Source organism: Hydrogenispora ethanolica, from assembly GCF_004340685.1.
GTDB classification, from domain to species: Bacteria; Bacillota; UBA4882; order UBA8346; family UBA8346; genus Hydrogenispora; species Hydrogenispora ethanolica.
The window spans coordinates 1-24324 of sequence record NZ_SLUN01000039.1; the positions used below are offsets into that span (position 1 = coordinate 1).

Here is a 24324-nt window from a genome sequence, read left to right on the forward strand (position 1 = left end):
TTCTCACCGCTCTCAAACTTCGTGAATTGCTTGTGATTCCTTCTTTTGCCGGCTTTCCTGTCTGATTTTTTGCCTCTTTTGAACTCAATTTCGTTCGTTAGATGGCCTATAAAAGATTACAATGAACTTTCAGTTAATAATCTTGCAAAACCATCGTAATCATACTATACTAGTTTTGGATATTTTTGATTGTGAAAAAAGTTACAAGCTATTGGAAACCTGGAGTACGGGCTTTTTTAATGTTTTCGATTGTAACGATTTTCACAAACTTTTGGGCAGAATTGTGAAAACGTTCACAAGGGGAGGGCTTGGGCATGCGTCAAGTAGCGGTATGCGTTGGAAGCTCCTGCCATTTAAAAGGGGCCTATGACGTCATCAACGAGTTAAAACGGTTGATTGCCGAAAATTCCTTGGAGATCCAGGTCGAATTGAAAGCCTGTTTTTGCCTCGGCGAATGTTGCGATGGCGTCAACGCGCGAATTGACGGCCAAATTTACAGCTCCCTGTCCAAAGACAACGTCGCCCAATTTTTTGCGGATCACGTGTTGGAAAGCCACTTGTAACCCGACCCGGCGCTGTTTTGCAACGAACAAAGGGGGAATCACGATGGGTTTGATCTCAACCATCCGGACCAGCTGTCGCGATTGTTATAAGTGTGTGCGCTCCTGCCCGGTGAAGGCGATCCGGGTCACCGACGGCCACGCCGAAGTCGTGGACAGCCGCTGTATCGCGGATGGCCGCTGTGTTACGATCTGTCCGCAAAACGCCAAAAAGATCGAGAGCCATATCGAACGGGTGCAACAATTCCTGGATTCCGGCGCTTCCGTGGCGGTAAGCCTGGCGCCTTCGGCGGCCGCCGCCTTTGAACTGAAGGATGTGGGCCAGCTCGTCAGCGGCCTGCGGAAACTGGGATTCCAATATATCGAAGAGACCGCCGAAGGCGCCGAATGGGTCGCCAAGGAGCATCTGCGGCTGATCGGAACGGGGAATTTGCCGGTCATCACCAGCTGTTGCCCGGCCGTCGTCAATTTGCTGGAGATCTATTATCCCGACTTACTGCCTTACTTGGCGCCGGTGGTTTCGCCCATGGTCGCCCATGGCCGGATCCTGAAAGCCCGGTACGGGGCAGCCGCCAAAGTGGTGTTCATCGGCCCCTGCATCGCCAAAAAGGGGGAAGAGCCGCGCAGCGGCGCTATCGACGCCGTGCTGACCTTCGCGGAATTGGCGACGTTGTTTGAATTGGCGAAGCTCGAACCCGCCCGGTTGGAGGCGGACCGGTTTGACGGAATCCGCACCGGCAAGGCGCAGGCATTCCCCAGTCCGGGCGGACTGGCCCGAACGGTCGCGTTGAGCACGGACTTGATGTCCCAGGATATCCTGAGCATTGACGGCCTCGACGAATCCATCGCCTTTTTGGAGCGCTTTCATGAGGCGAAAAACGGATTGAAACTGATCGAGCTGTTGGCTTGTCGCGGTGGATGCTTGGCCGGGCCCGGCATGGGCGGGGATGAGAGTCTTTTCTCCCGGCGGGAACGGCTTTTGAAATATGCCGAGCAGCGGAGGGCTGAGATGGAAGGCGATTCGGCCCATCCGGCCAGTCCGCTGATGGCGCGGCGTTATACGCCGAAACCTTTGGCCATCTCCGCCAAAGTCCCGGAGGAGGAGATCAATAAGATCCTGGCCCGGACCGGCAAGTTCAAACCCGAAGACGAGCTGAACTGCGGCGCCTGTGGCTACAATTCCTGCCGCGAAAAAGCGGTGGCCATCGCCAACGGCATGGCCGAAGTGGATATGTGCATCCCCTATATGCGGGCCAAGGCGGAATCCAAAGCCCACCTGATCTGCCAGATGACGCCGAACGCCATCTTCGTGGTCGATCAGGAATTGCGCATTCTGGAAGTGAATCCGGCTGCCGAGCAAAGATTCGTCTGCCGCCAGGAACAGGTAGTCGGGCGGAAATTGTCAACCATCATCGATCCTCAGGACTTCGAGAGGGTGTTGAGAACCAAGGAACTGGTCACCGGCGAGGTCGGGTTCCCCAATTACGGGATGGTGGCCTGGCAAGCCGTTTTTTATGTAGAGAAAGAAGGGGTGTTGATCGGCATCTTCGCCGACATCACCAAGGAGAAGCAGCAAAAAGAGCGACTGGACCGGGTCACCGAAGAGACCCTGGAGAAGGCTCAGGAAGTAATCGACAAACAAATGCGGGTCGCCCAGGAGATCGCCGGCTTGTTGGGCGAGACCACCGCTGAGACCAAAGTGCAGCTGACCCGGCTGATGAAGCTGATCAGCAATGAAGAAGAGAAGTTGCGATGAGTATGTATATCGATACCGGTTGGGCGAGCCTGAATAAACACGGCGAGGAGCTCTGCGGCGACAATGTCGAGCTGGTCCGGACCGAGGATTCGGTAATGGCGGTGCTGGCGGACGGGTTGGGCAGCGGCGTGAAGGCCAATATCCTTTCCAAGATGACCGCCAAGATCATCGCCACCATGCTGGAGAAAGGGGCCAGCCTGGAAGAGGTCGTCGATACCGTCAGCAAGACCCTGCCGGTCTGTCAAAAACGCAATATCGCCTATTCCACTTTCACCATCGTCCAGGTGAAACAGTCGGGCGAAACCTATATCGTCGAATTCGACAATCCCCGGGTCTTTTACTTCCGGGAAGGCGATCTGGTCAAAACCGACGCCCGGGAGAGCGAGGTTTGCGGCAAGCGGATCAAAGAGACTCATCTCTGGCTCCAGCCCGGAGATGTGCTGGTGGTGGTGTCGGACGGGATCATCCATGCCGGGGTCGGCGAGGTGCTCAACCTGGGCTGGCAATGGGACAATGTCGCCGAGTACCTGCAGCAAATCGCGCTGGTCAAAGAGGGCGATGACGCCCCGCGGCTCAGCCGCTGGCTGTTGGATGCCTGTGATCAACTGTATGCGGGAAAACCGGGCGATGATGCCACGGTGCTTTCGCTGCTGATCCGGAGGCCGCGGCTGGCGACCGTGGCGGTGGGCCCGCCGAAAAACCGCGAGGATGATCCGGTGTTGGTCCGGGAGATCCTCGCCGCGCCCGGCAAAAAAGTGATCTGCGGCGGCACGACCGGAACGATCGTCGCGCGGGCGCTGGGCCGGGAGATCGAGGCCGACCTGGAACATTTTAATCCGGCGTTGCCGCCGACCGGCCGCTTGGAAGGGATCGACCTGGTAACCGAGGGGATTATTACCTTGAGCAAAGTGGCGGAGTATCTCAAAACCATCCACGCGTCCAAAGATCTGCCCCAGGGATTCAATGGCGCGGTCGATCTGGCCAAGGTGTTATTGGAAAGCGATGAGATCCGTTTCCTGGTGGGCAGGGCCATTAATCCGGCTCATCAAAACCCCAGTCTCCCCATTCATTTCGGATTGAAGATGCAGATGGTCGCGGAGATCACCGAGATCCTGAAAGGGTTGGGGAAACAAGTGGAAGTTCAGTATTTATGAGGCACAGCGAACGCCAATGCGAAGTCCGGTTGGCGCTTTGATATATCGGGCATCCGACGAGTATTTCGAGTAGTTTTGCCATTCCAAGGATATTTAGGTTTCACACTTAAATATGAAAATCGACGAAAGGATCAGGTGAGATGGGAGAAGAAGCAATTTTGCAGGAAAAAAAGACCCGGACTGATAGTTCATTATTGCCGCGCCGCCGTTTTGAACGGGTGAACGAGATCATTGACGCCCACGGCAAGGCGCAATCAGCATTAATTCCCATCCTTCAGGAAGTGCAGGAGGAGTACCGTTACTTGCCGGAGGAGATTTTGACTTACATCGCGACGGTCATGGGGCTATCGCCGGCCACCGTCTTTGGCGTTGCTACCTTTTACGCCCAGTTTTCCCTGGAGCCCAAAGGCAAATACGTGGTGAAAATCTGCGATGGAACAGCTTGTCACGTGCGGGGCTCCGATCCGGTAAAAGAAGCCATCCGGAAACGGGTCGGTCTGACGGGCAATAAATTGACCACCGATGACCTGCGTTTCACGGTTGAAACTGTTTCTTGTCTGGGAGCTTGCGGCCTGGCGCCGGTTGTGATGATCAACGAGCAGATCTACGGGCAGATGACTCCCGATGCCATTACGATCATTCTCGATCGAATTCTAGCGGAAGAAGGTGAAGGGAGATGATTGATTCCCGCCAACAACTGAACGAACTTCAAGAAAAATGGAGCCAAGGCTACCAGCGCGAAACGGCGCGTATCCTGATCTGCGCCGGAACCGGTTGTGTCGCCAACGGATCCTTGAAAATATTCGAGGCTTTAAAAGAAGAGGTTGCCAAACAAGGCACTTTTGTGACCGTCGAAATGATGTTGGACGGCTGTTCGGGAACTTCGGTCGTCAAAAGCGGTTGCCATGGTTTCTGCGAGATGGGGCCCCTCGTGCGGATCGAACCGTCCGGAGTCCTCTATACCAAAGTTAAAGTGGAGGATGCCACGGCCATCGTCAGCGCGCTGGTTAATAACGAGGAGCCGGTGAAACATTTATTGTATCATCACCCGCTCACCGGCGAGGTATATGCCGAGGAAGGCAATATTCCGTTCTATAAGAATCAAAACCGGAACGTGCTCGGCCACTGCGGCGTGATCGATCCGGAGGAGATCCGCGAATATATCGCGGGCGGCGGATATCAGGCTCTGGCCAAGGCGCTCACCGAGTCCAGCCCCGAGGCAGTCTGCAAAGAAGTGATTGAATCGGGCTTGCGCGGCCGGGGCGGCGGCGGTTTCCCGACCGGCCGCAAGTGGGACGCCACCCGCATTTCGCCGGGCAGCCAAAAATATGTGGTCTGTAACGGCGACGAAGGTGACCCGGGAGCATTCATGGACCGCAGCGTGATGGAGGGCGATCCCCATAAAGTGATTGAGGGAATGGCCATCGCCGGTTATGCCGTGGGCGCTTCGGAAGGTTATATTTACGTGCGGGCCGAGTATCCGCTGGCTGTTCACAGGCTGAAGGTCGCGGTCCAGGCCGCGCGGGAGCTTGGCTTGTTAGGAAGCAATATTTTGGGAACCGGATTTGCGTTTGATCTGAAGATCAAGGAAGGCGCAGGCGCTTTCGTCTGCGGCGAGGAGACGGCGTTGATGGCCTCGATCGAGGGCAAACGCGGCATGCCCTGTCCCAAGCCGCCGTTTCCGGCGCAGTCGGGTCTGTGGGGCAAGCCGACCCTGATCAATAACGTGGAGACCTTCGCCAATGTGCCGCAGATCATTAGCCGCGGCGCGGCATGGTTCCGTAGCCGGGGCACGGAGAAGAGCCCGGGAACCAAAACCTTCGCCCTGACCGGACAGGTCGCCAATACCGGCTTGATCGAGGTGCCGATGGGCATCACCCTGCGGGAGATCGTCTTCGAAATCGGCGGCGGGCTCCGGGACGGCAAGGAATTCAAAGCGGTGCAGATCGGCGGGCCGTCGGGCGGCTGTCTGACCGAGGAACACCTCGACATGAAACTGGACTTCGATTCGCTGCTTTCGGTCGGCGCCATGATCGGTTCCGGAGGCTTGGTGGTAACCGCCAAGGATACTTGCATGGTGGAATTCGCCCGGTATTTCATGAATTTCACCCAGAACGAGTCCTGCGGCAAATGCGTGCCGTGCCGCGAGGGTACCAAACGGCTGCTCGAAATGTTGCAGCGGGCGGTGGACGGTGAAGGCCGTCCGGAAGATGTCGAGATCCTGGAGGACCTGGCGAACGCCGTGAAGGACGCTTCGCTCTGCGGCCTGGGCAAGACCGCGCCGAACCCGGTCCTGACCATGCTGAAATACTTTAAAGACGAATATCTGGCCCACGTGGTCGATAAACGCTGCCCGGCCGGAGTCTGCAAAGCCTTGTTGGGATACAGCATCAATCCCGCGTTGTGCAAGGGCTGCAGCAAATGCAGCAAAGTCTGTCCGGTTCAGGCGATCTCCGGTGAAATCAGAAAACCGTTCACCATTGATTCGGAGAAGTGCATCAAATGCGGCGCTTGTGTGAGCAGTTGCCCATTCAAGGCCATTGAGGAGGGAGCCCGATGAGCACCAATCAGACCGTAATCGTTGACAATCAAGTCGTTGAAATAAACGGGGAGCAGAGTTTGCTGGAGTTGATCCGCAAGATCGGGATTGAAATTCCGACTTTCTGCTACAATTCCGAATTGAGCATCTACGGCGCGTGCCGGATGTGTGTGGTCGAGCTTGAGGGACGGGGCATTGTCGCCTCCTGCTCCACCCCGCCGGCGCCGGGAATGAAGATCCTCACTAACAGCCCGCGGGTGCAGCGGGCCCGTAAAACCGTTTTAGAACTGTTGCTGGCCAATCACGACCGGGAATGCACCACCTGCGAGAAGAGCGGCCATTGCAAACTGCAGGATCTGGCGGAACGTTTCGGCGTGCGCAAGATCCGCTTCGGCGAACGCGACGTCAAACTGCCGCTGGACGATTCGGGCACCTCGCTGGTGCGCGACCCCAACAAATGTATTCTTTGCGGCGATTGCGTCCGGATGTGCAGCGAAGTGCAGGGGATCGGCGTGTTGAACTTCGCCAACCGCGGCTCCAAGGTCCAAGTGACTCCGGCCTTTCATAAGAATCTGACCGATGTCGATTGCGTCAATTGCGGCCAATGCGCGGCCATCTGCCCGACCGGCGCCATCGTGGTCAAGTCGGAGATCGGCAAAGCCTGGGCCGCCCTGAACGATTCGGGCAAGTTGGTCGTGGCTCAAGTGGCGCCGGCGGTCCGGGTCGCTCTGGGCGAAGAGTTCGGCCTGCCGGCCGGGGAGATCGTCACCGGCAAAGTGGTGGCCGCTTTGAAACGGCTGGGTTTCGCGAAAGTCTTTGATACCTCGATCGCCGCCGATCTGACGGTGATGGAGGAGACCACCGAGTTTCTGGAGCGGGTGGAGCAGGGCGAGCGCCTGCCGCAATTCACTTCTTGCTGCCCGGCTTGGGTGAAATACGCCGAGCATAATGCGCCGGATTTCTTGCCCAATCTTTCATCATGCCGTTCGCCGCAGCAGATGTTCGGCTCGCTGGTCAAGAAGTACTGGGCCCGGGAGCTTGGCAAGAAGCCGGAAGATATCTATGTGGTTTCGATCATGCCATGTACGGCGAAGAAATTTGAGATTACCCGGCCCGAATTCACCACCGACGGCGTGCCCGATGTCGACCTGGTTCTGACCACCCAGGAGCTGGCGCGGATGATTCGCGAGTCGGGCCTGGCCTTCGATAAGGTGGAAGTGGAATCGTTCGACATGCCGTTCGGCTTTACCACCGGCGCCGGAGTAATTTTCGGGGCCACCGGCGGCGTGGCCGAGGCGTCGCTGCGGGCGGCTTATGAGATCGCCACCGGGACCGTTCTGGAGCAGGTGAATTTCGAAGAGGTCCGCGGCTTTAAAGGATTGAAGGAGTTTGCGGTCGATCTGAACGGCACGGAAGTCAAGATCGCGGTGGTCCACGGTTTGGCCAACGCCAAGGAACTGTTGCGCCGGATCCAGAATGGCGAGGCCAAGTACCATCTGATCGAAGTCATGGCCTGCCCGGGCGGTTGCATCGGCGGCGCCGGACAGCCCATCGCCACCGACCAGGAAGTCAAAAAAGCCCGCGCCCGCAGCATCTATCGCGCGGATAAACTGTCGCAACTGCGGAAAGCGCAGGATAATCCGGTCGTGGCCAAGTTTTACGAGAAATGGCTGGAACGGCCCAACAGCCACGAGGCGCATGAAAGCCTGCATACGAGCTATGCGACCCGGGGCCGGATCACCGATGAGGATATTCAGCTGTTGACCAGCGAACGGAAGCACAAAGTGGATCTGGCGGTCTGCGTCGGTACTTGCTGCTACTTGAAGGGTTCCTACAATACTTTGCAGGAATTCATCAAAAAGGCGGAACAGGCCGGCGTGCGGGATCGGCTGAATCTCCACGCCACCTTCTGCCTGGAAGGTTGCAGCGGGGGGCCTTCGATCCGGATCAACGAAGAAGTGATCGGCGGCGTGACCGTCGATCAAGTGGATACGATCTTGAAAGAACGAGTTTTGCCAAAGCTTCCGGTGAAACAATAACGGGGCGGTAACGGCATTCATCATGGCACCCGAATCCTGCCGTTGCTTCCATTGGGAATGGAGTTGAAACGGTCGACCATGATAGTACCCAAGTTTACTTTGAAACGGCTGCCCTTCTATTATCGCTGCCTCTGCGGGGCCGCGGAACGGGGCGAGAATTACGTCTCATCCGAGGAGATCGCCAGAGCGGCTCAGGTCAACGCGGTTCAGGTCCGGAGGGACCTGACCGTGTTTGGCGCCCTGGGCCAGGCCGGCCTCGGCTACCATGTCAATTCGCTCAAGGCCAAGCTGGAAGAGATTCTGGGCTTGAAAAACACCAACGAGGCGGTGCTGGTCGGAGTTGGCCGGCTGGGAAGGGCGATCGTCGATTATACTGGTTTTGAACGCTACGGCTTGAATATCGTGGCTTTGTTTGACTCCGCCCCGGAACTGGTGGGGCAGCGGGTCAGCGGCCGCGAGGTGTTCCCGGTGGCCGAGTTGGAGCATATCGTCAAACGCCTGGGGATCAAAGTCGGGATCATCACGGTTCCGACGGACTGGGCCCAACCTATCGCCGGAATTATGGTCCGGGCGGGGATCAAGGCCATCTGGAACTTTGCCCCGGTTTCTTTGGAAACGCCGCCGGACGTCGTGGTCCGTAACGAGGATCTGGCCGCGGGATTGGCCACGCTGTTCCATTTCCTGGCGGAAAAGGATTGATTCTCAGCAGTTTTGATTCACCGGTTTGAATCCATTCATTCAAACCGGTTTTTTGTTGCGCTTTTTTCGTGTCGCCGCCTACAGGAATTGATAGATATTATTCCGGTTGTCCCGCGCCAGTCCAAAGCGTTGATTCGCCCTCAGATTGATATAGAATTCGGCTTGGATGATAGTCCCGCACGCGCCGGTGAGCAGCGCTTGCCCGTATTGCAGGCCCTTTTGCGGAAGATTGCCGCCGTAGAAGTTATGATAATCCTCGGAATGGAAAAAGGCGGGGGTCCGTTTGGAAAGGCAGGCGTACTCGCCGGAGCAGGCTTCGCCGTCCGGAAGGAGTGTGGTTACGGTCCCGCGGCCGCTGCCATCCCAAGTGAAAGTGGCGGAGATGGATTGCTTCATTCCCGCGGCCGCCAGAGGGCCGGCCACGGGCCACGCCTTTATCAAGAGTTCATTCTCGGAAGCCGGTGGAAAAGCGAATAAGACCATGACGCTCAAAGAGATTCTGTTCACCCGAATCACTCCATTGCCGGACAGTTGAACGGTTCAGCCCTCCGGTATCAGCCAACTCCTGATCCAATCATAATATGAATTGGGCGAACCGAGTATCCTACGAAAGAACCATTCGCGTCTGGGTCTTTAGTCCCAGGCTGTGTCCAAGATGGACCTATATGACCGGGATGTTTCTCTAAAATCCCGGTCTTCCTGGTCATTTTATTCATCCCGGAAGGATTATTCCCATCCGATCGGGAATAATCCGTGGGTTGGATGATTTTGGACGGAAGAACAGAATTGCCATTGGCACAGCGATGGAACGATGGGAATGACCGGCTGAACGAGGAGGAAGAGCATGGAATTGGCGGAATTGCAGGAAGCGAGCCCCGAATGGGGGGTGGCGGCTTTCCTCGATGTGGAGACTACGGGCTTGAATCCCTGGCGAGATGAGGTGATCGAGCTTTCCATTTATCTTTTCGCCTTTGACAGGGCGAGCGGGCGCATTCAGGGGATTCTCGGCCATTATACCGGCCTGCGGGAGCCGGCCTGCGCCATTTCTCCCGGCGCGGCCCGGGTGCATGGCATCACCAAGGATAGCATCAACGGCCGGAGCTTGGATGATGCCATGGTTGAGGCGCTGGTCGCCCGCGCCGAGTTTCTGATCGCGCATAACGCCGGTTTCGATTATTCCTTCGTGCGCAAGCTCTTCCCCAGCGTGGAGCGGAAGGTCTGGTACTGTTCGATGAACGGCATCAACTGGCGGAAGAAAGGCTTTCCCTCCAAGGGACTGCAGAATCTGCTCCGGGCCCATCGCATCGGGGCCGGGACCGCCCACCGGGCCGGCGACGATGTCCGCTCCTGCCTGATGTTGCTCTCCCAGATGAATGGCCAAGGCGTTACATACCTTTTGGAACTGCTCCAGGGGAGAAAATTTAAGGCCGGACCCAGCGCCCATTCTCCCCAAAGCGCCGGAGGGCAAACGAGCTGACGGCGGGTCGCACCGGAAAGTCACCGCCGGAACTGGCTGAAATAGAGATCGTGGTAGAATCCCCCGGCCGCCAGCAATTGCCGGTGGTTGCCGCGCTCGATGATGGTGCCGCCGTGGATGACCAGGATTTGATCGGCTTCGCGGATGGTGCTCAGGCGATGGGCAATCACAAAACTGGTGCGGCCTTTCATCAGCTCCAGCATGGCTTGCTGAATATGCTGCTCGGTGCGGGTGTCGACGCTGCTGGTGGCTTCATCCAGGATCAGGATGGCCGGATCGGCCAGGATCGCCCGGGCGATCGTCAAGAGCTGCCGCTGCCCCTGGCTGAGATTGCCGCCGTCCTCGCTGAGCAGCGTGTCGTAACCCTGCGGCAGCCGTTCGATGAAGAGATCGGCATTGGCCAAGCGCGCTGCCCGCTCCACCGCGGCGTCGCTGGCGTCGAGCCGGCCGTAGCGGATATTCTCGCGCACCGTATCCGCGAATAAATAACTCTCCTGCAGCACGATGCCGAGCGAGCGGCGGAGGCCGTCCTTGGGAAGGGTCCGGATGTCCCGGCCGTCGATGGTGATCGTCCCCCGGTCGATCTCGTAAAAACGGGTCAACAGGTTGACGATGGTGGTCTTGCCGGCGCCGGTCGGTCCCACCAGGGCGACGGTCTGCCCCGGAGCGGCCGTCAGGTCAATATGCTTCAGAATGGGCACCTCCGGCCGGTATCCGAAACAGACGTCCCGGAAGGCCACCGCGCCAGCGGTGACCGGCTCGGTTGGCGCGGACTGATGCTCCTTCTCCGACTCCTCGTCCATCACCTCAAAGACTCTTTCCGCGCCGGCCAAGGCCGATTGGAGCATGTTGAACTGATTGGCCAGCTCGTTGATGGGCCGGCCGAACTGTTTGGCGTAGTTTAAGAAACTGGCAACCACGCCCACGGTGATCATTCCCCGGAGGGCCAGCCAGCCGCCGCCGGTCGCCACGATCGCGAAGACCGCGTTATTATTGATCAGGTTCATGAGCGGCGGAATGATCCCGGCGCAGATCTGGGCTCGGATCCCCACCCGGGTCAAGCGGCTGTTGATCGCTTGAAAATCGGCCACCGCCCGCGCCTCATGGGAAAAGGCCTTGACGACCCGTTGCCCGGAGACGATCTCCTCAATATAGCCGTTCAGGTTGCCGAGCTCTTTTTGCTGCAACGAAAAGTATTTGGCGGTGGATACGGCGATCCGCTTGGCGAGCCAGACGCCGAGGGGCACCACGGCCAGGCAGATTCCGGTCAACAGCGGACTGAGCCAGAGCATCAGGCCGACCGAGCCCAGGATGGTGATGAGGCTCGAGAAGACCTGGGTCACGCTCTGGCTCAAGGAGTTGTTGATGTTATCCACGTCATTGGTCAGGCGGCTCATCAATTCGCCGTGGGTCTGCCGGTCAAAGAAGCGCACCGGCAAGGTCTGCAATTTGGCGAAGAGGTCCTGGCGCAGATCGCGGACGGTGATCTGCGCCACTCCGATGACCAGGTAGATCTGGAACCAAGTGGCCAGAGCGCCGCAACCGTAGATCACCGCCAAAAGCAGGGCGATCCCGCCGAGCTTGCCGAAGTTCACGGCCCCCGCGCCGCCCACCATGCTGTCGATGGCCCGGCCGATCAGGAAAGGCCCTGCCAAGGTACAGGCCGAACTGGCCAACACCAGCAGGAAGACGGCGATCAGCCCGGTTTTTTGCCGCTGCAAATAACCCCATAGCCGCTTCAGCGTGGCCAGGCCGTTCTTGGCCTTGCCTTGCGGCCCCATGAAAGGGACGCCGTGGCGCGGACCGCCCGGCCGCATGCCGGCCATCATCCTGGCCGGCGGCTGAGAAGGTTGCCCCGAATTTTTCTCCGCCATTCAAACCGCCTCCTCGCCCAATTGCGATTGATAGATGTCCTGATAAAGCGCGCAGGATTGCAGCAGTTCCCGGTGGGTGCCGCGGGCGACGATCCGGCCGTCGTCCAGCACCAGGATCTGATCGGCATCGATCACGCTGCTGATGCGCTGCGCGATGACCAGGCAGGTCACGCCGGACATGGCTTTGAGCGCTTGCTGGATTCGGGCTTCGGTACGCAGATCCACCGCGCTGGTGCTGTCGTCCAGGATCAGAATGGCAGGCCGGCGCAAGAGCGCCCGGGCGATCGCCAGCCGCTGCTTCTGGCCGCCGGAGAGGTTGACGCCGCGTTGGCCGAGGACGGTTCCGTAGCCGTCGGGCAGCTGGCTGATGAATTCGTGCGCCTGGGCGGCCTCGGCCGCGGCGCGCACTTCCGCCTCCGATGCCTCCGGCCGGCCCCAGCGGATATTCTCCAGGATGGTCCCGGAGAAGAGCACCGACTCCTGCAGCACCATGCCGATGGCTTGGCGCAGCGCTTCCAGGGGATAATCCCGGACATCGGTCCCGTCGACGAGTACCCGCCCGGCCGTCACATCGTAGAAACGGGGGATCAGGTTGACCAGCGTCGATTTGCCGGAACCGGTCGCACCGAGGATCGCCGTGGTCTGGCCCGGCAGCACCGTGAGGTCCAGATCGCGGAGCACCGCGGCGCCGCCCCCGCCCCGGTAGCGGAAAGAGACGTTTTGAAAGTCGATCCGGCCCTGCCGGATGGCCTGGGCCGCCGGGCGCGCCGGATCCCGAATCGGGGCCTCGGCGGCCAGCACTTCCAGAATGCGGTCGGCCGAGGCCTTGGCCCGGGAGATGGCCATCAGCATGAAAGCCACCATCATGAGGGAGAAGAGGATCTGCACCATGTAATTGATGAAGGCCATCACCTGTCCCACCTGCATGTTGCCGGAATTGACCCGTACCCCGCCGAACCAGACCACGGCGATGACGCCCAGGTTCATCAGGAGAAACATCAGCGGCATGGTCAGCCCGACCAGCCGCGAAGCTTTGGTGGCGATCGCCGTCAAGGCTTCGTTGGCATCGCCGAAGCGCCGCTTCTCGTAGTCGGACCGGACGAAGGCCTTGACCACCCGGACGCCGGCCAGGTTCTCGCGGATGACGGTGTTGACCCGGTCCAGCCGCTGCTGCACCTGGTTGAAGAGCGGGAAGCCCTTGCGGATCACCCCGGTGAGGGCCAGGATCAACAACGGCATGATCACCAGCAGGATGGCGGCCAGCCCGGGATTGATCATCAGGGCCAGGATGATGCCGCCCAGACCCATCAAAGGCGCCCGGACCATGATCCGCAGCATCGCCAGGACCACGTTCTGGAGCTGCACCACATCATTGGTGAGCCGGGTGATCAGCGAGGCCGTCTTGAAGGTATCCAGATTTTCAAAGGAGAAGGATTGCACTTTTTGAAAGAGGTCGTTGCGGAGGTCGGCGCTGAATTTCTGCGAGGCGACGCTGGCAAAGACGGTACAGCCGACCCCGCCGGCCATGCCGATCAGGGTGATCCCGATCATCAGCGCGCCGGTCCGCAGGATAAAGCCCATATCGCCGCCGGCGATCCCATGGTCGACGATCCGCGCCATGAAGGTCGGCTGCAGCAGATCGGCGACCACCTCCACGATCATCAGCAGCGGCGCCAGGAGCGCCGCCTTCCAGTACGGTTTTAAGTAGGATGCCAGTCTTTTCATGAGGTCACTCCTTGATTCGGGGATAGGATGGTCTGGCGCGCACCGGGAGCGAAAAAAACGCAATTAGTTTGACGCCTAAATATTTGACCGGGCCGTTCACTCCGCTTCGGGCCGGGCCAGATTGTCGTGCATCTGGAGGAGGAACCGCCGCAGCAGCACCCGTTCCTCAAGGGTGAAGCCGGCGAAGCATTGGTCGTTCAATTGTTTGTGGACCGCCTCCACCTCCACCCGGATCCTGCGGCCCGCCTCGGTGAGGTAGACCCGGGACACCCGCAGGTCCCCGGGGTCGGGCCGCCGCTCCAGGAGACCGGTCCTTTCCATCCGCTGCAGCATTACGGTGATGGTGGCCGGCGCCACCTGCAGCCGTTCGGCGAATTCTTTTTGGGTGCGGCCGTCCCGCTCCCACAGCATGAAGAGGAGCGGCGACTGCCCCGGGTACAGGCCGAGTTTTCCCAGGAGGGCGTGGGTGCGTTGGCGGTGAATGTTGATAAACTGCCGCAAGGCGTGGCTTAAGGATTGTCGATCCAGCGGGTCCATGGGTCTGCGTCCTCTTTTAGTTAGTCGTCTAATTGATAGCATAGCATGACATTGCAATTTGTCAACCCTCTGTTTTTGAACGGGGCGGAGCATAAGGTTCGGCCGGAAGGGAAGCAGCGACGCCGCCCCCGGCAAGGACCGATTGGAGGACACGGGCAGAACCCCGAATTCCTCAATGATTGGATTGGGTCAGCGAACGGGCATGTTCGGCGGCAGAAAATTCTCCGTGAGCTGCCGGAGAAACGTGTTCAGCCACTGCGCATCCTTCCACAGCCACCGAAGGGTTTCGTTCAGTTACGGAAAGAGCTCGCACAGTAACTGTGCGAAATGGTTTCGTAAGAAAGCGAAAATACGCAGCAACCGGGCGAGCTTACGCAGTAACTGGGCGAGCTTGCACAGCGACCGGGCGAGGAACCACGGCAACTGCGCGGGCATGCGCAACCACTGCGCGAGAATGCACGGTAACGGAGCGAGGATGCGCAGCAGCTGAGTGAACACGCCCGGCGGCTGCGCAAGGATACTGCAATTTGCAATTCTCTCATTTGAAAAATGGAACGATAGGAATATTTGGAATGCTGTAGAATATTAAAATATGATTTGATTTTAGCGGAAATATACTCGCTTTGAGCCATTCATAACGGCGGGGGCGCAATGTCCAAAAAACCAGGCAGAGCTTTTTTGCTTGTCACCAAGGGTTCTCCTCATGGTCAACGGGAATCCTTTTCCATATCCAAAGAGCGTTATTCGATCGGACGGGCTTGGGAGGCTCACCGGCCGGATCTGGCGTTCGTCAGCGCCTACATTTCCCGGAATCATGCCGAGATTACCATGGTGAACGATGGTTATGCGATCACGGATCACAGTAAACACGGGACGGCCGTCAATGGGATGTTGTTAAACAAAAACGAGCCGTATCCGTTGAATCACGGAGATACCATTGATCTGGCCGGAAGCGAGGTTGTATTGAGTTTTTTTATCGAAACTTGTCCGGACGAAACACTGCCGTGGCCTCATCAAAAGGAGACCGATATCGTGCTGGATGAGGCGAAGCGGGAGGTGTTGATTGCAGGCCGGCCGATCGAACTCACCGGCAATCTCTATGCATTATTCCGGCTTTTGTACCGAAACCGGGGATCTGCGGTTGACAGCCTGACCATCAAGAGGACGGTGTGGCCGGAGCGGTGTCAGGAAGCGGGCAGCCCGTTGGTCGGGGATGAGGAAGTCATCGTCCTGGTCAAACGGTTACGGGAAAACTGGGGAAAGATGGGGCATTGATCTGTAATAAACGAGGTTACGGTTATCTGTTGAAATAGCCCGAGAGTCTAGAGTCTAGAGTCGAAAGTCTAAAGTCTAAAGTCTAAAGTCTAGAGTCGAAAGTCTAAAGTCTAAAGTCTAAAGTCTAGAGTCGAAAGTCTAAAGTCTAGAGTCTAAAGTCGAAAGTCTAAAGTCTAGAGTCTAAAGTCTAAAGTCTAAAGTCTAAAGTCTAAAGTCAAAGACTCGAAGTCATCATATCGTTTACGAATCAATGGCGGTTTATGGAGATGAATGCGGATCGTTTTTGCCTGGGATGTATGACCGAAAACAGCGGGACGGATGTTTGTCCCCATTGCGGCTGGAAAAAAACGGCCGTTCCGGAGTCGGCTCTTTTTTTACGTCCCGGCACGGTATTAAAAGGCCGTTATCTGATCGGCCGGGTTCTGGGGTATGGCGGTTTCGGCATTACCTATCTGGCTTATGATCTCGATCTCCACATGAAACTGGCAATCAAGGAATACCTGCCTCACCACTTGGTGACCCGCACCCTGGAGAGCGCCACCGTCTCGGTTTACAGCGGCGCTGCTAGAGACTGTTTCGCCGCGGGATTGCAAAAGTTCATCACTGAAGCCAGAATGCTGGCGAAGTTCAATGCGCATCCATGCATCGTTTCGGTGTATGGATTTTTTAAACAAAACGGCACCGCGTATATGGTCATGGAGTACGTGGAAGGCATAACCTTTCACGAGTATCTTGATCGAGCCGGCGGAAGGATCGCCTATGATGATGCCGCCGCAATCATGCTCCCGGTCATCGATGCGCTGCAGGAGGTCCACGCCGCGGGAATCCTCCACCGGGACATCAGCCCGGATAATATCTATATGACCAAGTACAATCAGATCAAGCTGCTCGACTTCGGGGCGGCCCGGTATGCCGTGGGGGAGCGGAGCAAAACGGTTTCGGTGTTGCTGAAACCCGGCTATGCGCCGCTGGAGCAGTATCAGACGCATGGCGATCAGGGCCCTTGGACCGATGTTTATGGAGTGGCGGCAACGCTCTACCGGGCAGTTTCTGGAGTGGCGCCTGTGGAAGCGCTGGCCCGGGTCGAAACGGACCCGCTGCGGCGGCCTTCGGAGTTGGGAGCGGCCATACCGCCGGAAAAGGAAGCGATCGTGATCCGGGCTTTGTCCGTCAAGGCCAAAGAGCGCTATCAAACTATGAAGGATTTCCGGGTGGCGTTATGGGGAGTGGAAGCTGCGGCAGGCGTCGACACCGCCGGCGCGGTTCAGCCAAAGCCGGAGCAGCACAGGATCTTTCTGCCGTGGAGCCGGGCAAACGAAGGACTCACGGCCGAGAAAAGCCGGCCGGCGCAGTGGAAACGACATCGCGGGTTGCTGGCCGCATCCGGTTTGTTTTTATTGCTCGCGATCATTGGGATGTTATTTAACCCGCCCTTCAAACCCATGATTCAGCCGGATAAAGCGGTGCAGTCCCAACCGCCCGCTTTCACGGCAGCCAAACCGTCCCCTCCCGTTCCGCTCCCGGAAGGATTGGGGACGGCTCCTCCGGCGACCTCCGAGCCTGTGGAAACAACCCCACCGGCCCAGACCATCTTGCCGTCTCCTCCCCAAGCCGCTTCGACCCGTTCCCTCATGATCTATGTGAGACTCGCCGGGAATGACGCGAATCCCGGGACCAGTTGGAGACTGGCCAAGCGAACGGTCGGGGCTGCGCTCGGTATCGCCAGTCCGGGCGATGCGATCTGGGTGGCTGCCGGGACCTATACCGAAAACATTGAGATCGACAAGGGAATCAAACTATTTGGAGGGTTTGCCGGGAAAGAGAACGGCTTGGAGCAACGGAACAGCGCCGTCCATCCGACAATTCTGGATGGGAATCAACGGGATAGCGTAATGAAAGTCATGCCCGGCGTAACGGATGTAAGGATCGACGGGTTTATCATCCAAAACGGAAAGGCCGAGAATGGCGGCGGAATTAGCTGCATGTCCGGCTCGGAGACGAAAATCAGCCATTCGCTTATTCGGAACAATACGGCGGGCCGGGGTGGCGGAATCAACGCCAAAAACAAAGCCATCTTGACACTGGAGAAGTGCATTGTGACCGATAATACCAGCGACGGCAACGGGGGCGGCATCTTATGTTTCGGTGATTCGCAAGCGACGTTTGCCGGGAATACCATTCGCAACAATACTTCCGACCGCGGCGGCGGGATTTACCTCGACGTGAACTCCAAGGCATCGGTGACCCAGACCATTATCGATCATAATACCGCCAGGGTCCACGGGGGCGGAATATGGTGCGGCAACCTATCGTCATTGACGGTTACCGACACCACCCTATCCGACAACCGGGCGCGTTCGAACGGCGGCGGGATTTATCTATACCGTTCCGGTGAGAGGTTTACCGGGAATATTATCCGGAATAACGCCGCAGAGTGCGGCGGCGGAATCTTCCTTGGTACCGGCTCCGACGCAACCATGGAAAAGAATATCATTGAGCGGAACACAGCCAGCCTCGAGGGAGGCGGAATCTATTCCAAACTGACTCGGCTGTCAGCCGCGGATAACACCATATCCGGTAATCAGGCGGTTTTGGGCGGCGGCGGGATTCACATCAATCAAGGTTCTTCCGAGATCATCCGCAATGTGATTCATCATAACCGGGCTGGCGGGAATGATCCGTCTGAAAATTTCGGAGGCGGCATCGAATGCCGTTCCGCTAAGAGCCTATACCTTGCGGAAAACCGGATTAACGATAATCAAGTAGACTCGGCGGGTACCGGTTATGCCGCGGGCGGCGGTATTTTTATCGATGCCACCGAATCAGCCACGATCACCAATTGCCAGTTTTATAACAATCAAGCCGTCAGCCGCGGCTCGGCCTGGCCTCACGGCGGCGCAATCGCTGTTTCCGGCAAGATCACCAGGGCCAGGATCTACAATTGCGTCGTCGCCGGCAATTCGGCGGAAAACTCTTCAAACCCGCAGGTTTCCGGGAACGGCGGCGGTATCGTCTGCAAGTCAGCGGCTACCCTCGAGGTCATCAACTCGACTCTGGTTAAAAACCGGGCAACCTTCGGCGGAGGTTTGGATATGGCGGGCGATAGCGGCCGGCTGAGCGTCGTCAATACGATTGTGGCCCATAACTCATCCGGTTTCAATGTCCACGAAAAGGCTTCCAACCTGGTAACGGCGCATCATAACTGCTATTTCTCAAACGTTCAATATGACTTTGCCAACCTTGCTTCGGGCACTGGAGACAGGAGCGCCGACCCTAAACTTATCGATTACCCTAACGCCAACTATCGCTTGGATAATGGTTCGCCTTGTATTGATGCGGGGGATGACGGAGTGGTGGGGAAGGATTGGACTGATGCGAGCGGCAGTCCCCGTCTGCTGAGAGCCCATGTCGATATCGGAGCTTTCGAGAGAAATTAGCGGGAATTTGGGAAACCATGCGGACGGTTCGAAGGTCTCAAAGATTTGAGATCTTTTTTTATGTGGGGTTCAGTCTCCTGACCTACTTTATAAAGCGTTGTGATAAACCCTGTCCGAAGGTCGGGATTTATTGCAAAAGCTCAGAAAGCAAGGGGTAAAGTCGTTTGAAAATTTGATTTCTCCGATCAAAGGCTTTATCCCATGGCCTTATAAGCGCAAGTCGTTCCATTTGTTATTTTTTTATCATCCTTTTGTCATGGTACCGGGCGTTGCCGGTGAGTAGAATGGAAATGGAAGTTTTTCTCTCCATTGTCCGGAAGAAAAAGATACCCAAAGGGAAGGTCCGCTCGATGAAGGTTTTATTAGTTGATCAGCAGGCCTTATGGATGGAAGCTATTCAAAACTTACTGACGGCTAACGGGTTTGAAGTAGTCGGAAGAGCGACAAATTATTTAGAAGCTTTCGATAAGGCGAAAACTCTCAAACCGGAAGTAATATTAATGGATGTTCAAATCGGAGAAACCAGCGGAATTGAGATGACCCGGATGATGAGGCAAAATGATCCTGAAATCAAAATCGTAATGTTCACCGAATTTCAGGATGAGATGCATCTTTTCGAGGCAATCAGAGCGGGAGCTTTCGGATATTTGTTGAAAAGCATGAAGCCGGAAAAGTTTCTGGAGTCGTTGAACGGGATCGCGCTCGGGGAGATGCCCTTCGCCTCGGGAATGGTAGCCAAGGTACTCGCGCAATTCGCCTTGCGTGAAAATGAACGGAAAAATGCTGCCGCTGTTTTTCAGGAAATTTCAGCAACGTTGACTCCGCAGCAAATTACCATATTGAAGCTGGTATCCCAAGGGCTGGTCTATAAAAAAGTCGCCCAAAAACTAGGACTTAGCGAGGCCGCCATCAAATATCATATGGGTGAGGTCAAAAGACGGCTGCAACTGAAAAACCGCAGGCAGGCGGTTGCTTATGTATCGGAACTTGAATTGGGCCATGAAATGAAAAGGAATTAACCGGTAAAATTATTTTCCAAAATCAGAGAAATGCATAGTTGCCGTGTTGTATGCTTCTTTTGTCATGGTAGCGGACGTTGCCGGCGCGTAAAGTAAAATGGAAATGGAGGTTTAATTGGATCATTCGAAAAGAAAATCGTTTGCGGGGTGACAAATTTGTCGAAAAAGTATTTATTCCGTATATTGGCATTGATGATGCCGCTGCTTTTCGTTTATCAGAATTGCAACGCCGTACCGACCGCTTCCGACGGGGAATCCCGTTATTTGAAACCGATATTTAAGAAGATCAAACTTCAGGCGGATATCGAGTATGGCAAGGTCATCAATAGCGAAGGCAAGAACCAAAAATTATTGCTTGATCTTTATGCTCCGGATAGGGACAGCGAAAAAAATCGCCCGGCGATCATGTGGATCCATGGCGGCGCTTTTTTGCCGCAGAATGATAAAACCAAAGGAAACATTGTGGCATTGGCAAAAGAATTCGCCGCCAGAGGTTACGTTTCAATCTCCATTGATTACCGGTTGCGCCAAAATCCCCATGAAGATTTTCAAGGCATGTTAAACGATACTGTCAATGATGCCATGCTGGCGCTGGAATGGATCCGAAAAAACGCCGCCGCATACGGCATCGATAAAAACCGGATCATCGTGGGCGGCACCTCTTCGGGTGGGCAAATCGCGGTAAATCTCTGTTATAAAGACCAAGACGATAACGGCCATTGGGATAAGGCCGGCATCATCGCGCTGATTGACTTATGGGGAGGCATCAATCGGGATATACTGGGCGCAATCGACAAAAATGATCCTCCGACTGTGATAGTACACGGGACGAAGGATAAACACGATTCCCTTTGAGCAAAGCGCAAGTTTGGCAGAGCAATTAAAGAATCAAGAAGTGCTATATCTCCTTTATCCGATCGCCGGGGCTGATCATAACCCGATCCATCGCCTCCATGAGATTGCCGATACCGTTTCGCAATTCTTGTATCAAGTAATCAAGGAATGAACACGATGGGTTTCTCTCGCGACAATGCTTATTCCGTCGGAGTGAACACGGGATATTTGACACTCACCGCGGGTTATCGTATGCAGCATTTCATCCTCTGCCAGTTGCAATGATGGCAATTTATGGATACCGGATTCCCGCTCAAGCTGAACCCTCTGGCAAGTTGCCGCCGGCCGGACGAGGATAAGGGATTGAAGAACATTTCAAAATCGCCGGAGGCGTTTTTTTTATTAGTGGTAAACGAGCGATAAAAAGGGTTGCTCGCGCAATTCGTATGTCCGGAAACCGTGCCCCAAGAAAAAAACGCTCAACTTTTGAGACGTCTCCGTCGAAAGTATGACTTAAGAGAATATACTGCACCATGACGAAAGATTTATGACATTTCCATTAAAATCCTTGACAGTTCCGGTGGCAACACCTAAAATATACCAATACGCTCACGAAAAGGAATCTTCCGTAAAAATTTGGTTCCATTGAGAGATTCCAATTCGGGCGGTTGATCGCGATGCGATTGTATACTGTATTCGCAACCGTTCGCCGCCATAGCAGGTAGACGCCCAGACAGTAAAGGAGCATGATGATGGGGCTTGGCAATGTGGAAAGGATGAAGCGGCTGCCGGGGTTTCTGGCGCAGTATGCCGATTTGCCCCGCGAGTTTTATGTGCTGTTTCTGGCGCGGGTGATCAACGCCGCCGGCAATTTCGTCAATCCTTTTTTGACGCTGCTTTTAACCGACAAGTTGGGCATGAGGCCGGACCAGGCCGGCTGGTATGTGATGCTGTCGATGCTGGTCCAAGCGCCGGGTGTGATCATCGGCGGGAAGCTGGCGGACCGCTGGGGCCGCAAAGCCGTGCTGGCCGGCTCCCAATTGCTGTCGGCGCTGCTCCTGTTGGCCTGCGCGTTTATTCCGAATATGCATTGGCTGCCGTGGCTGTTGATCGCCTCCAGCGCCTTTAATGGAGCGGTGCGTCCGGCCAACAGCGCCCTGGCCGCCGATCTGACCGATGTCGCCAACCGGCGGACCGCTTTTTCCTTTCTCTATCTCGGCATCAATATCGGGTCGGCCATCGGGCCGCTGGTGGCCGGCCTGTTGTTTCGGGACCATATGAAATGGCTGTTCATCGGCGACGCGCTGACCACCCTGGTGGCGATGGGATTGGTCCAGTTCATGGTGGAGGAGCGCTTTGGGCACCAGGCGGTTCCCGCGGCGGCGGCCCAGGAAGAATTGGCCCACCCCGACGAACGGCCGGAGACCGGTCCTTTCTGGCGGGTGATGGGGCGGCGGCCGTATCTGACGGCCATGCTGCTGTTACTCGGGGTGTACAGTTTTGTATACAACCACCATGCCTTCGCCTTGCCGTTGGATCTGAACCAGAAGTTCGGCTCGGCAGGCCCGGCCTACTTCGGCATTCTGGCCATGGTCAATGCGTTGGTGGTCGTCTTCTGCACCACCGCTATCGTTTGGCTGACCCGCCGGATACAAACCCTGCAGTGCGTGGCCCTGGCCGGGGTCCTGTACGGTTGCGGCTTCGGGATGTATTTATTCACCCGGACCCTGCCCTGGTTCATCGTGGCCACCATCATCTGGAGCGTCGGCGAGATCCTTGCGGCGACCAGTAATGGCGTATATATCGCCTGTCACGCGCCGATCAGCCATCGGGCGCGCTTCAATGCGCTGGAGACTTTCTCACAAGGAGTGGGAAGCTGTCTGGGGCCGGTCCTCATGGGTAAGTTCATCGCCAGCCACGGCATTGACGCGGTCTGGCCGCTCACCTTTTTCTTGGCTTGCTCGGCCGCGCTTTGCATGTCCGGTCTCGGCATCCTGGAAAAACGGCGTTGCGCGGCGGGCTGAGCGCGCCAACCACTCTTTGGCGCATGGAATATCCGGAGGTAAGAATTGCAGCGCGGGGATTCCTTTCGGTTCGCTTATCAAATGAGACATGACTGCAGGCGGGAATGATCCCACAACCGCAATCGGGAGATGAAGAGGATGGAGTATCTAACGCTAGAAAGGCTGGATCGGGCGGAGTATCTGAAGCCGTCGGCCTTCATCGATTTCCATCAGGAGCAGGTGGCGGCGGCCGCTGAACGCTTGGCCGGAGCGTCGTCGGATGAGATCGCCAAAGTCCGGGCGGCCTACGAGTTCGTCCGCGACCGGATCAGGCATTCCTTCGACTGCGATGCGGCAACCGTCACCTGCAGTGCCTCCGCGGTATTGCGGGAAGGCCACGGGATCTGTTACGCCAAGGCGCATTTGTTGGCGGCGCTGTTGCGATGGATGGGGATTCCCACCGGCTTTTGCTATCAAAGGCTATTGCTGTTCGATGACGATCCCCGGATCGTACTGCATGGCTTGAATGCGGTCTATCTATCGAGTCTGGAGCGGTGGATCCGGTTGGATGCCCGGGGCAATAAAACCGGGGTTAACGCCCAATTCGCCATCGAAAAAGAACAATTGGCCTTCCCGGTCCATCCCGAATCGGGCGAATCCGACAACCGGGTCGTATATGCCGAGCCCAACCCCAAGACGATTGCGGCGTTGCAACGCTCGCATAATCTGACGGAGCTGTTGCAAAACCTGCCGGGGGAGATTTGAGTCGGACAAGGAGCGCCGCGCTGACCAGGAGTTTCCGGCTCGAAGTTGCTTCGTAAGCGATTTGGATGTTTCGCCGGCAGAAATACGAAGTCATGAAATGATAATGCTTGATCAAAAAAACCGCCGAGGCGGTTTTTTTGATCAAATGAAGTGAAAGCAAAGGCAAGCTTAAATAAGGATATGTCGCCTTCATAACTTGTCTTTGAGAAACGTCCCCAATTGGGTATCGACATTCCGGATGTGGCCGTTTAACCATTCTACCACGGTTCGATTGGTGAGAATGATAATATTCAAACCGGGGCCTTCTTTTTCAAAGGTCGCTTTTAATTCGGCGATCTTTTTAATGAAGAAAGTATGCTGCGTCTTTTGTTCGTTGTATTTGGGAGCGGGATAGGTGTAGCGCTGCATCAGAGCCTCCTCGTCCCGAAAATGGGTAATCACGTACTCTTCTAGGAATGCCAACGCCTCGCCAATGACCTGCCTACCTTTTCCCTGATTACAGGCTTCCAACAATTGATCGATCCGGCGGTACAATTCTTTGTGCTGATCATCGATCTGCGTCACGCCCACCGCCAGATTGGGAGTCCATTGAATCGCCATGATGTCAACCTCCTTATTCCATTGGATGTTT

Annotated in this window: 19 protein-coding genes; 14 read left to right on the plus strand and 5 right to left on the minus strand. The window is 56.5% G+C overall.

The features are described 5' to 3' along the window. The first annotated feature begins 314 nt into the window (after nt 1-314). The 7 genes from EDC14_RS22255 to EDC14_RS22285 all read left to right on the plus strand — a co-directional run bounded on the left by EDC14_RS22255 (nt 315) and on the right by EDC14_RS22285 (nt 8747). On the plus strand, nt 315-563 hold the full coding sequence (locus EDC14_RS22255; protein ID WP_132016551.1) for a (2Fe-2S) ferredoxin domain-containing protein: 249 nt from the start codon (nt 315-317) through the stop codon (nt 561-563). Nucleotides 564-606: 43 nt separating this feature from the next. Beyond that, the gene (locus tag EDC14_RS22260; RefSeq protein WP_132016553.1) at nt 607-2316 is read left to right on the plus strand and encodes a [Fe-Fe] hydrogenase large subunit C-terminal domain-containing protein; all 1710 of its coding nucleotides are present in this window, start codon (nt 607-609) and stop codon (nt 2314-2316) included. Next, nucleotides 2313-3470 carry a SpoIIE family protein phosphatase gene (locus tag EDC14_RS22265; protein ID WP_132016555.1) on the plus strand — a complete coding sequence of 386 codons (1158 nt, stop codon included), beginning with the start codon at nt 2313-2315 and terminating at the stop codon, nt 3468-3470. The genes EDC14_RS22260 and EDC14_RS22265 overlap by 4 nt, the downstream gene beginning before the upstream one ends. A 140-nt stretch (nt 3471-3610) precedes the next feature. Then, nucleotides 3611-4150 carry an NADH-quinone oxidoreductase subunit NuoE gene (nuoE, locus tag EDC14_RS22270; RefSeq protein WP_132016557.1) on the plus strand — a complete coding sequence of 180 codons (540 nt, stop codon included), beginning with the start codon at nt 3611-3613 and terminating at the stop codon, nt 4148-4150. Beyond that, complete coding sequence (locus EDC14_RS22275; protein ID WP_132016559.1) at nt 4147-6030, plus strand: NADH-quinone oxidoreductase subunit NuoF; 1884 nt, start codon at nt 4147-4149, stop codon at nt 6028-6030. The genes nuoE and EDC14_RS22275 overlap by 4 nt, the downstream gene beginning before the upstream one ends. Further along, nucleotides 6027-8048, plus strand: a complete 2022-nt coding sequence (locus EDC14_RS22280; RefSeq protein WP_132016561.1) for an NADH-dependent [FeFe] hydrogenase, group A6 — start codon at nt 6027-6029, stop codon at nt 8046-8048. Before EDC14_RS22275 ends, EDC14_RS22280 begins: the two co-directional genes overlap by 4 nt. 78 nt (nt 8049-8126) lie before the next feature. Beyond that, nucleotides 8127-8747: a redox-sensing transcriptional repressor Rex gene (locus EDC14_RS22285; protein WP_165908231.1), complete on the plus strand. Its 621-nt coding sequence runs from the start codon at nt 8127-8129 to the stop codon at nt 8745-8747. A gap of 78 nt (nt 8748-8825) precedes the next feature. Here the strand turns inward: EDC14_RS22285 and EDC14_RS22290 are convergent, their stop codons facing one another. Further along, on the minus strand, nt 8826-9254 hold the full coding sequence (locus EDC14_RS22290; protein WP_132016565.1) for a hypothetical protein: 429 nt from the start codon (nt 9252-9254) through the stop codon (nt 8826-8828). Nucleotides 9255-9591: 337 nt separating this feature from the next. Here EDC14_RS22290 and EDC14_RS22295 point away from each other — a divergent pair, with 337 nt between their 5' ends. Continuing rightward, nucleotides 9592-10224, plus strand: a complete 633-nt coding sequence (locus EDC14_RS22295) for an exonuclease domain-containing protein (protein ID WP_132016567.1) — start codon at nt 9592-9594, stop codon at nt 10222-10224. Between the two features lie 20 nt (nt 10225-10244). Here the strand turns inward: EDC14_RS22295 and EDC14_RS22300 are convergent, their stop codons facing one another. The 3 genes from EDC14_RS22300 to EDC14_RS22310 all read right to left on the minus strand — a co-directional run bounded on the left by EDC14_RS22300 (nt 10245) and on the right by EDC14_RS22310 (nt 14360). Beyond that, on the minus strand, nt 10245-12098 hold the full coding sequence (locus tag EDC14_RS22300) for an ABC transporter ATP-binding protein (protein WP_424337428.1): 1854 nt from the start codon (nt 12096-12098) through the stop codon (nt 10245-10247). Then, a complete protein-coding gene (locus EDC14_RS22305) occupies nt 12099-13823 on the minus strand; it encodes an ABC transporter ATP-binding protein (RefSeq protein WP_132016569.1) in 1725 nt (574 codons plus the stop codon). Between the two features lie 96 nt (nt 13824-13919). Then, nucleotides 13920-14360, minus strand: coding sequence for a MarR family winged helix-turn-helix transcriptional regulator (locus tag EDC14_RS22310; protein WP_132016571.1), 441 nt, complete (start codon nt 14358-14360; stop codon nt 13920-13922). Between the two features lie 651 nt (nt 14361-15011). On the opposite strand from EDC14_RS22310, the gene EDC14_RS22315 reads away from it, so the two are divergent. From EDC14_RS22315 to EDC14_RS22340, 6 genes are all read left to right on the plus strand, one after another. Next, the gene (locus EDC14_RS22315) at nt 15012-15635 is read left to right on the plus strand and encodes an FHA domain-containing protein (protein ID WP_132016573.1); all 624 of its coding nucleotides are present in this window, start codon (nt 15012-15014) and stop codon (nt 15633-15635) included. 266 nt (nt 15636-15901) lie between these two features. After that, entirely contained in the window at nt 15902-19072 is a 3171-nt protein-coding gene (locus EDC14_RS22320; protein ID WP_165908232.1) for a protein kinase domain-containing protein, read from the plus strand. 284 nt (nt 19073-19356) lie between these two features. Continuing rightward, a complete protein-coding gene (locus EDC14_RS22325; RefSeq protein ID WP_132016577.1) occupies nt 19357-20091 on the plus strand; it encodes a response regulator in 735 nt (244 codons plus the stop codon). A 156-nt stretch (nt 20092-20247) separates the two neighbouring features. Further along, nucleotides 20248-20946, plus strand: a complete 699-nt coding sequence (locus tag EDC14_RS22330; RefSeq protein ID WP_132016579.1) for an alpha/beta hydrolase — start codon at nt 20248-20250, stop codon at nt 20944-20946. Nucleotides 20947-21677: 731 nt separating this feature from the next. Then, entirely contained in the window at nt 21678-22949 is a 1272-nt protein-coding gene (locus EDC14_RS22335) for an MFS transporter (protein WP_165908233.1), read from the plus strand. A gap of 138 nt (nt 22950-23087) precedes the next feature. Continuing rightward, nucleotides 23088-23693 carry a transglutaminase domain-containing protein gene (locus EDC14_RS22340; RefSeq protein ID WP_132016583.1) on the plus strand — a complete coding sequence of 202 codons (606 nt, stop codon included), beginning with the start codon at nt 23088-23090 and terminating at the stop codon, nt 23691-23693. A 189-nt stretch (nt 23694-23882) separates the two neighbouring features. On the opposite strand, the gene EDC14_RS22345 is transcribed toward EDC14_RS22340, so the two are convergent. Next, entirely contained in the window at nt 23883-24293 is a 411-nt protein-coding gene (locus EDC14_RS22345) for a bacteriohemerythrin (protein WP_132016585.1), read from the minus strand. Nucleotides 24294-24324: the final 31 nt, after the last annotated feature.

Excerpts from the sequence above, each read along its gene's own strand:
- EDC14_RS22310 (WP_132016571.1), bottom strand. The coding sequence starts at position 14,360 with ATGGACCCGCTGGATCGACAATCCTTAAGCCACGCCTTGCGGCAGTTT.
- EDC14_RS22300 (WP_424337428.1), bottom strand. The coding sequence starts at position 12,098 with ATGGCGGAGAAAAATTCGGGGCAACCTTCTCAGCCGCCGGCCAGGATG.
- EDC14_RS22260 (WP_132016553.1), top strand. The coding sequence starts at position 607 with ATGGGTTTGATCTCAACCATCCGGACCAGCTGTCGCGATTGTTATAAG.
- EDC14_RS22295 (WP_132016567.1), top strand. The coding sequence starts at position 9,592 with ATGGAATTGGCGGAATTGCAGGAAGCGAGCCCCGAATGGGGGGTGGCG.
- EDC14_RS22335 (WP_165908233.1), top strand. The coding sequence starts at position 21,678 with ATGGGGCTTGGCAATGTGGAAAGGATGAAGCGGCTGCCGGGGTTTCTG.
- nuoE (WP_132016557.1), top strand. The coding sequence starts at position 3,611 with ATGGGAGAAGAAGCAATTTTGCAGGAAAAAAAGACCCGGACTGATAGT.
- EDC14_RS22340 (WP_132016583.1), top strand. The coding sequence starts at position 23,088 with ATGGAGTATCTAACGCTAGAAAGGCTGGATCGGGCGGAGTATCTGAAG.
- EDC14_RS22315 (WP_132016573.1), top strand. The coding sequence starts at position 15,012 with ATGTCCAAAAAACCAGGCAGAGCTTTTTTGCTTGTCACCAAGGGTTCT.
- EDC14_RS22255 (WP_132016551.1), top strand. The coding sequence starts at position 315 with ATGCGTCAAGTAGCGGTATGCGTTGGAAGCTCCTGCCATTTAAAAGGG.
- EDC14_RS22265 (WP_132016555.1), top strand. The coding sequence starts at position 2,313 with ATGAGTATGTATATCGATACCGGTTGGGCGAGCCTGAATAAACACGGC.
- EDC14_RS22285 (WP_165908231.1), top strand. The coding sequence starts at position 8,127 with ATGATAGTACCCAAGTTTACTTTGAAACGGCTGCCCTTCTATTATCGC.
- EDC14_RS22320 (WP_165908232.1), top strand. The coding sequence starts at position 15,902 with ATGAATGCGGATCGTTTTTGCCTGGGATGTATGACCGAAAACAGCGGG.
- EDC14_RS22325 (WP_132016577.1), top strand. The coding sequence starts at position 19,357 with ATGGAAATGGAAGTTTTTCTCTCCATTGTCCGGAAGAAAAAGATACCC.
- EDC14_RS22275 (WP_132016559.1), top strand. The coding sequence starts at position 4,147 with ATGATTGATTCCCGCCAACAACTGAACGAACTTCAAGAAAAATGGAGC.
- EDC14_RS22305 (WP_132016569.1), bottom strand. The coding sequence starts at position 13,823 with ATGAAAAGACTGGCATCCTACTTAAAACCGTACTGGAAGGCGGCGCTC.
- EDC14_RS22345 (WP_132016585.1), bottom strand. The coding sequence starts at position 24,293 with ATGGCGATTCAATGGACTCCCAATCTGGCGGTGGGCGTGACGCAGATC.
- EDC14_RS22280 (WP_132016561.1), top strand. The coding sequence starts at position 6,027 with ATGAGCACCAATCAGACCGTAATCGTTGACAATCAAGTCGTTGAAATA.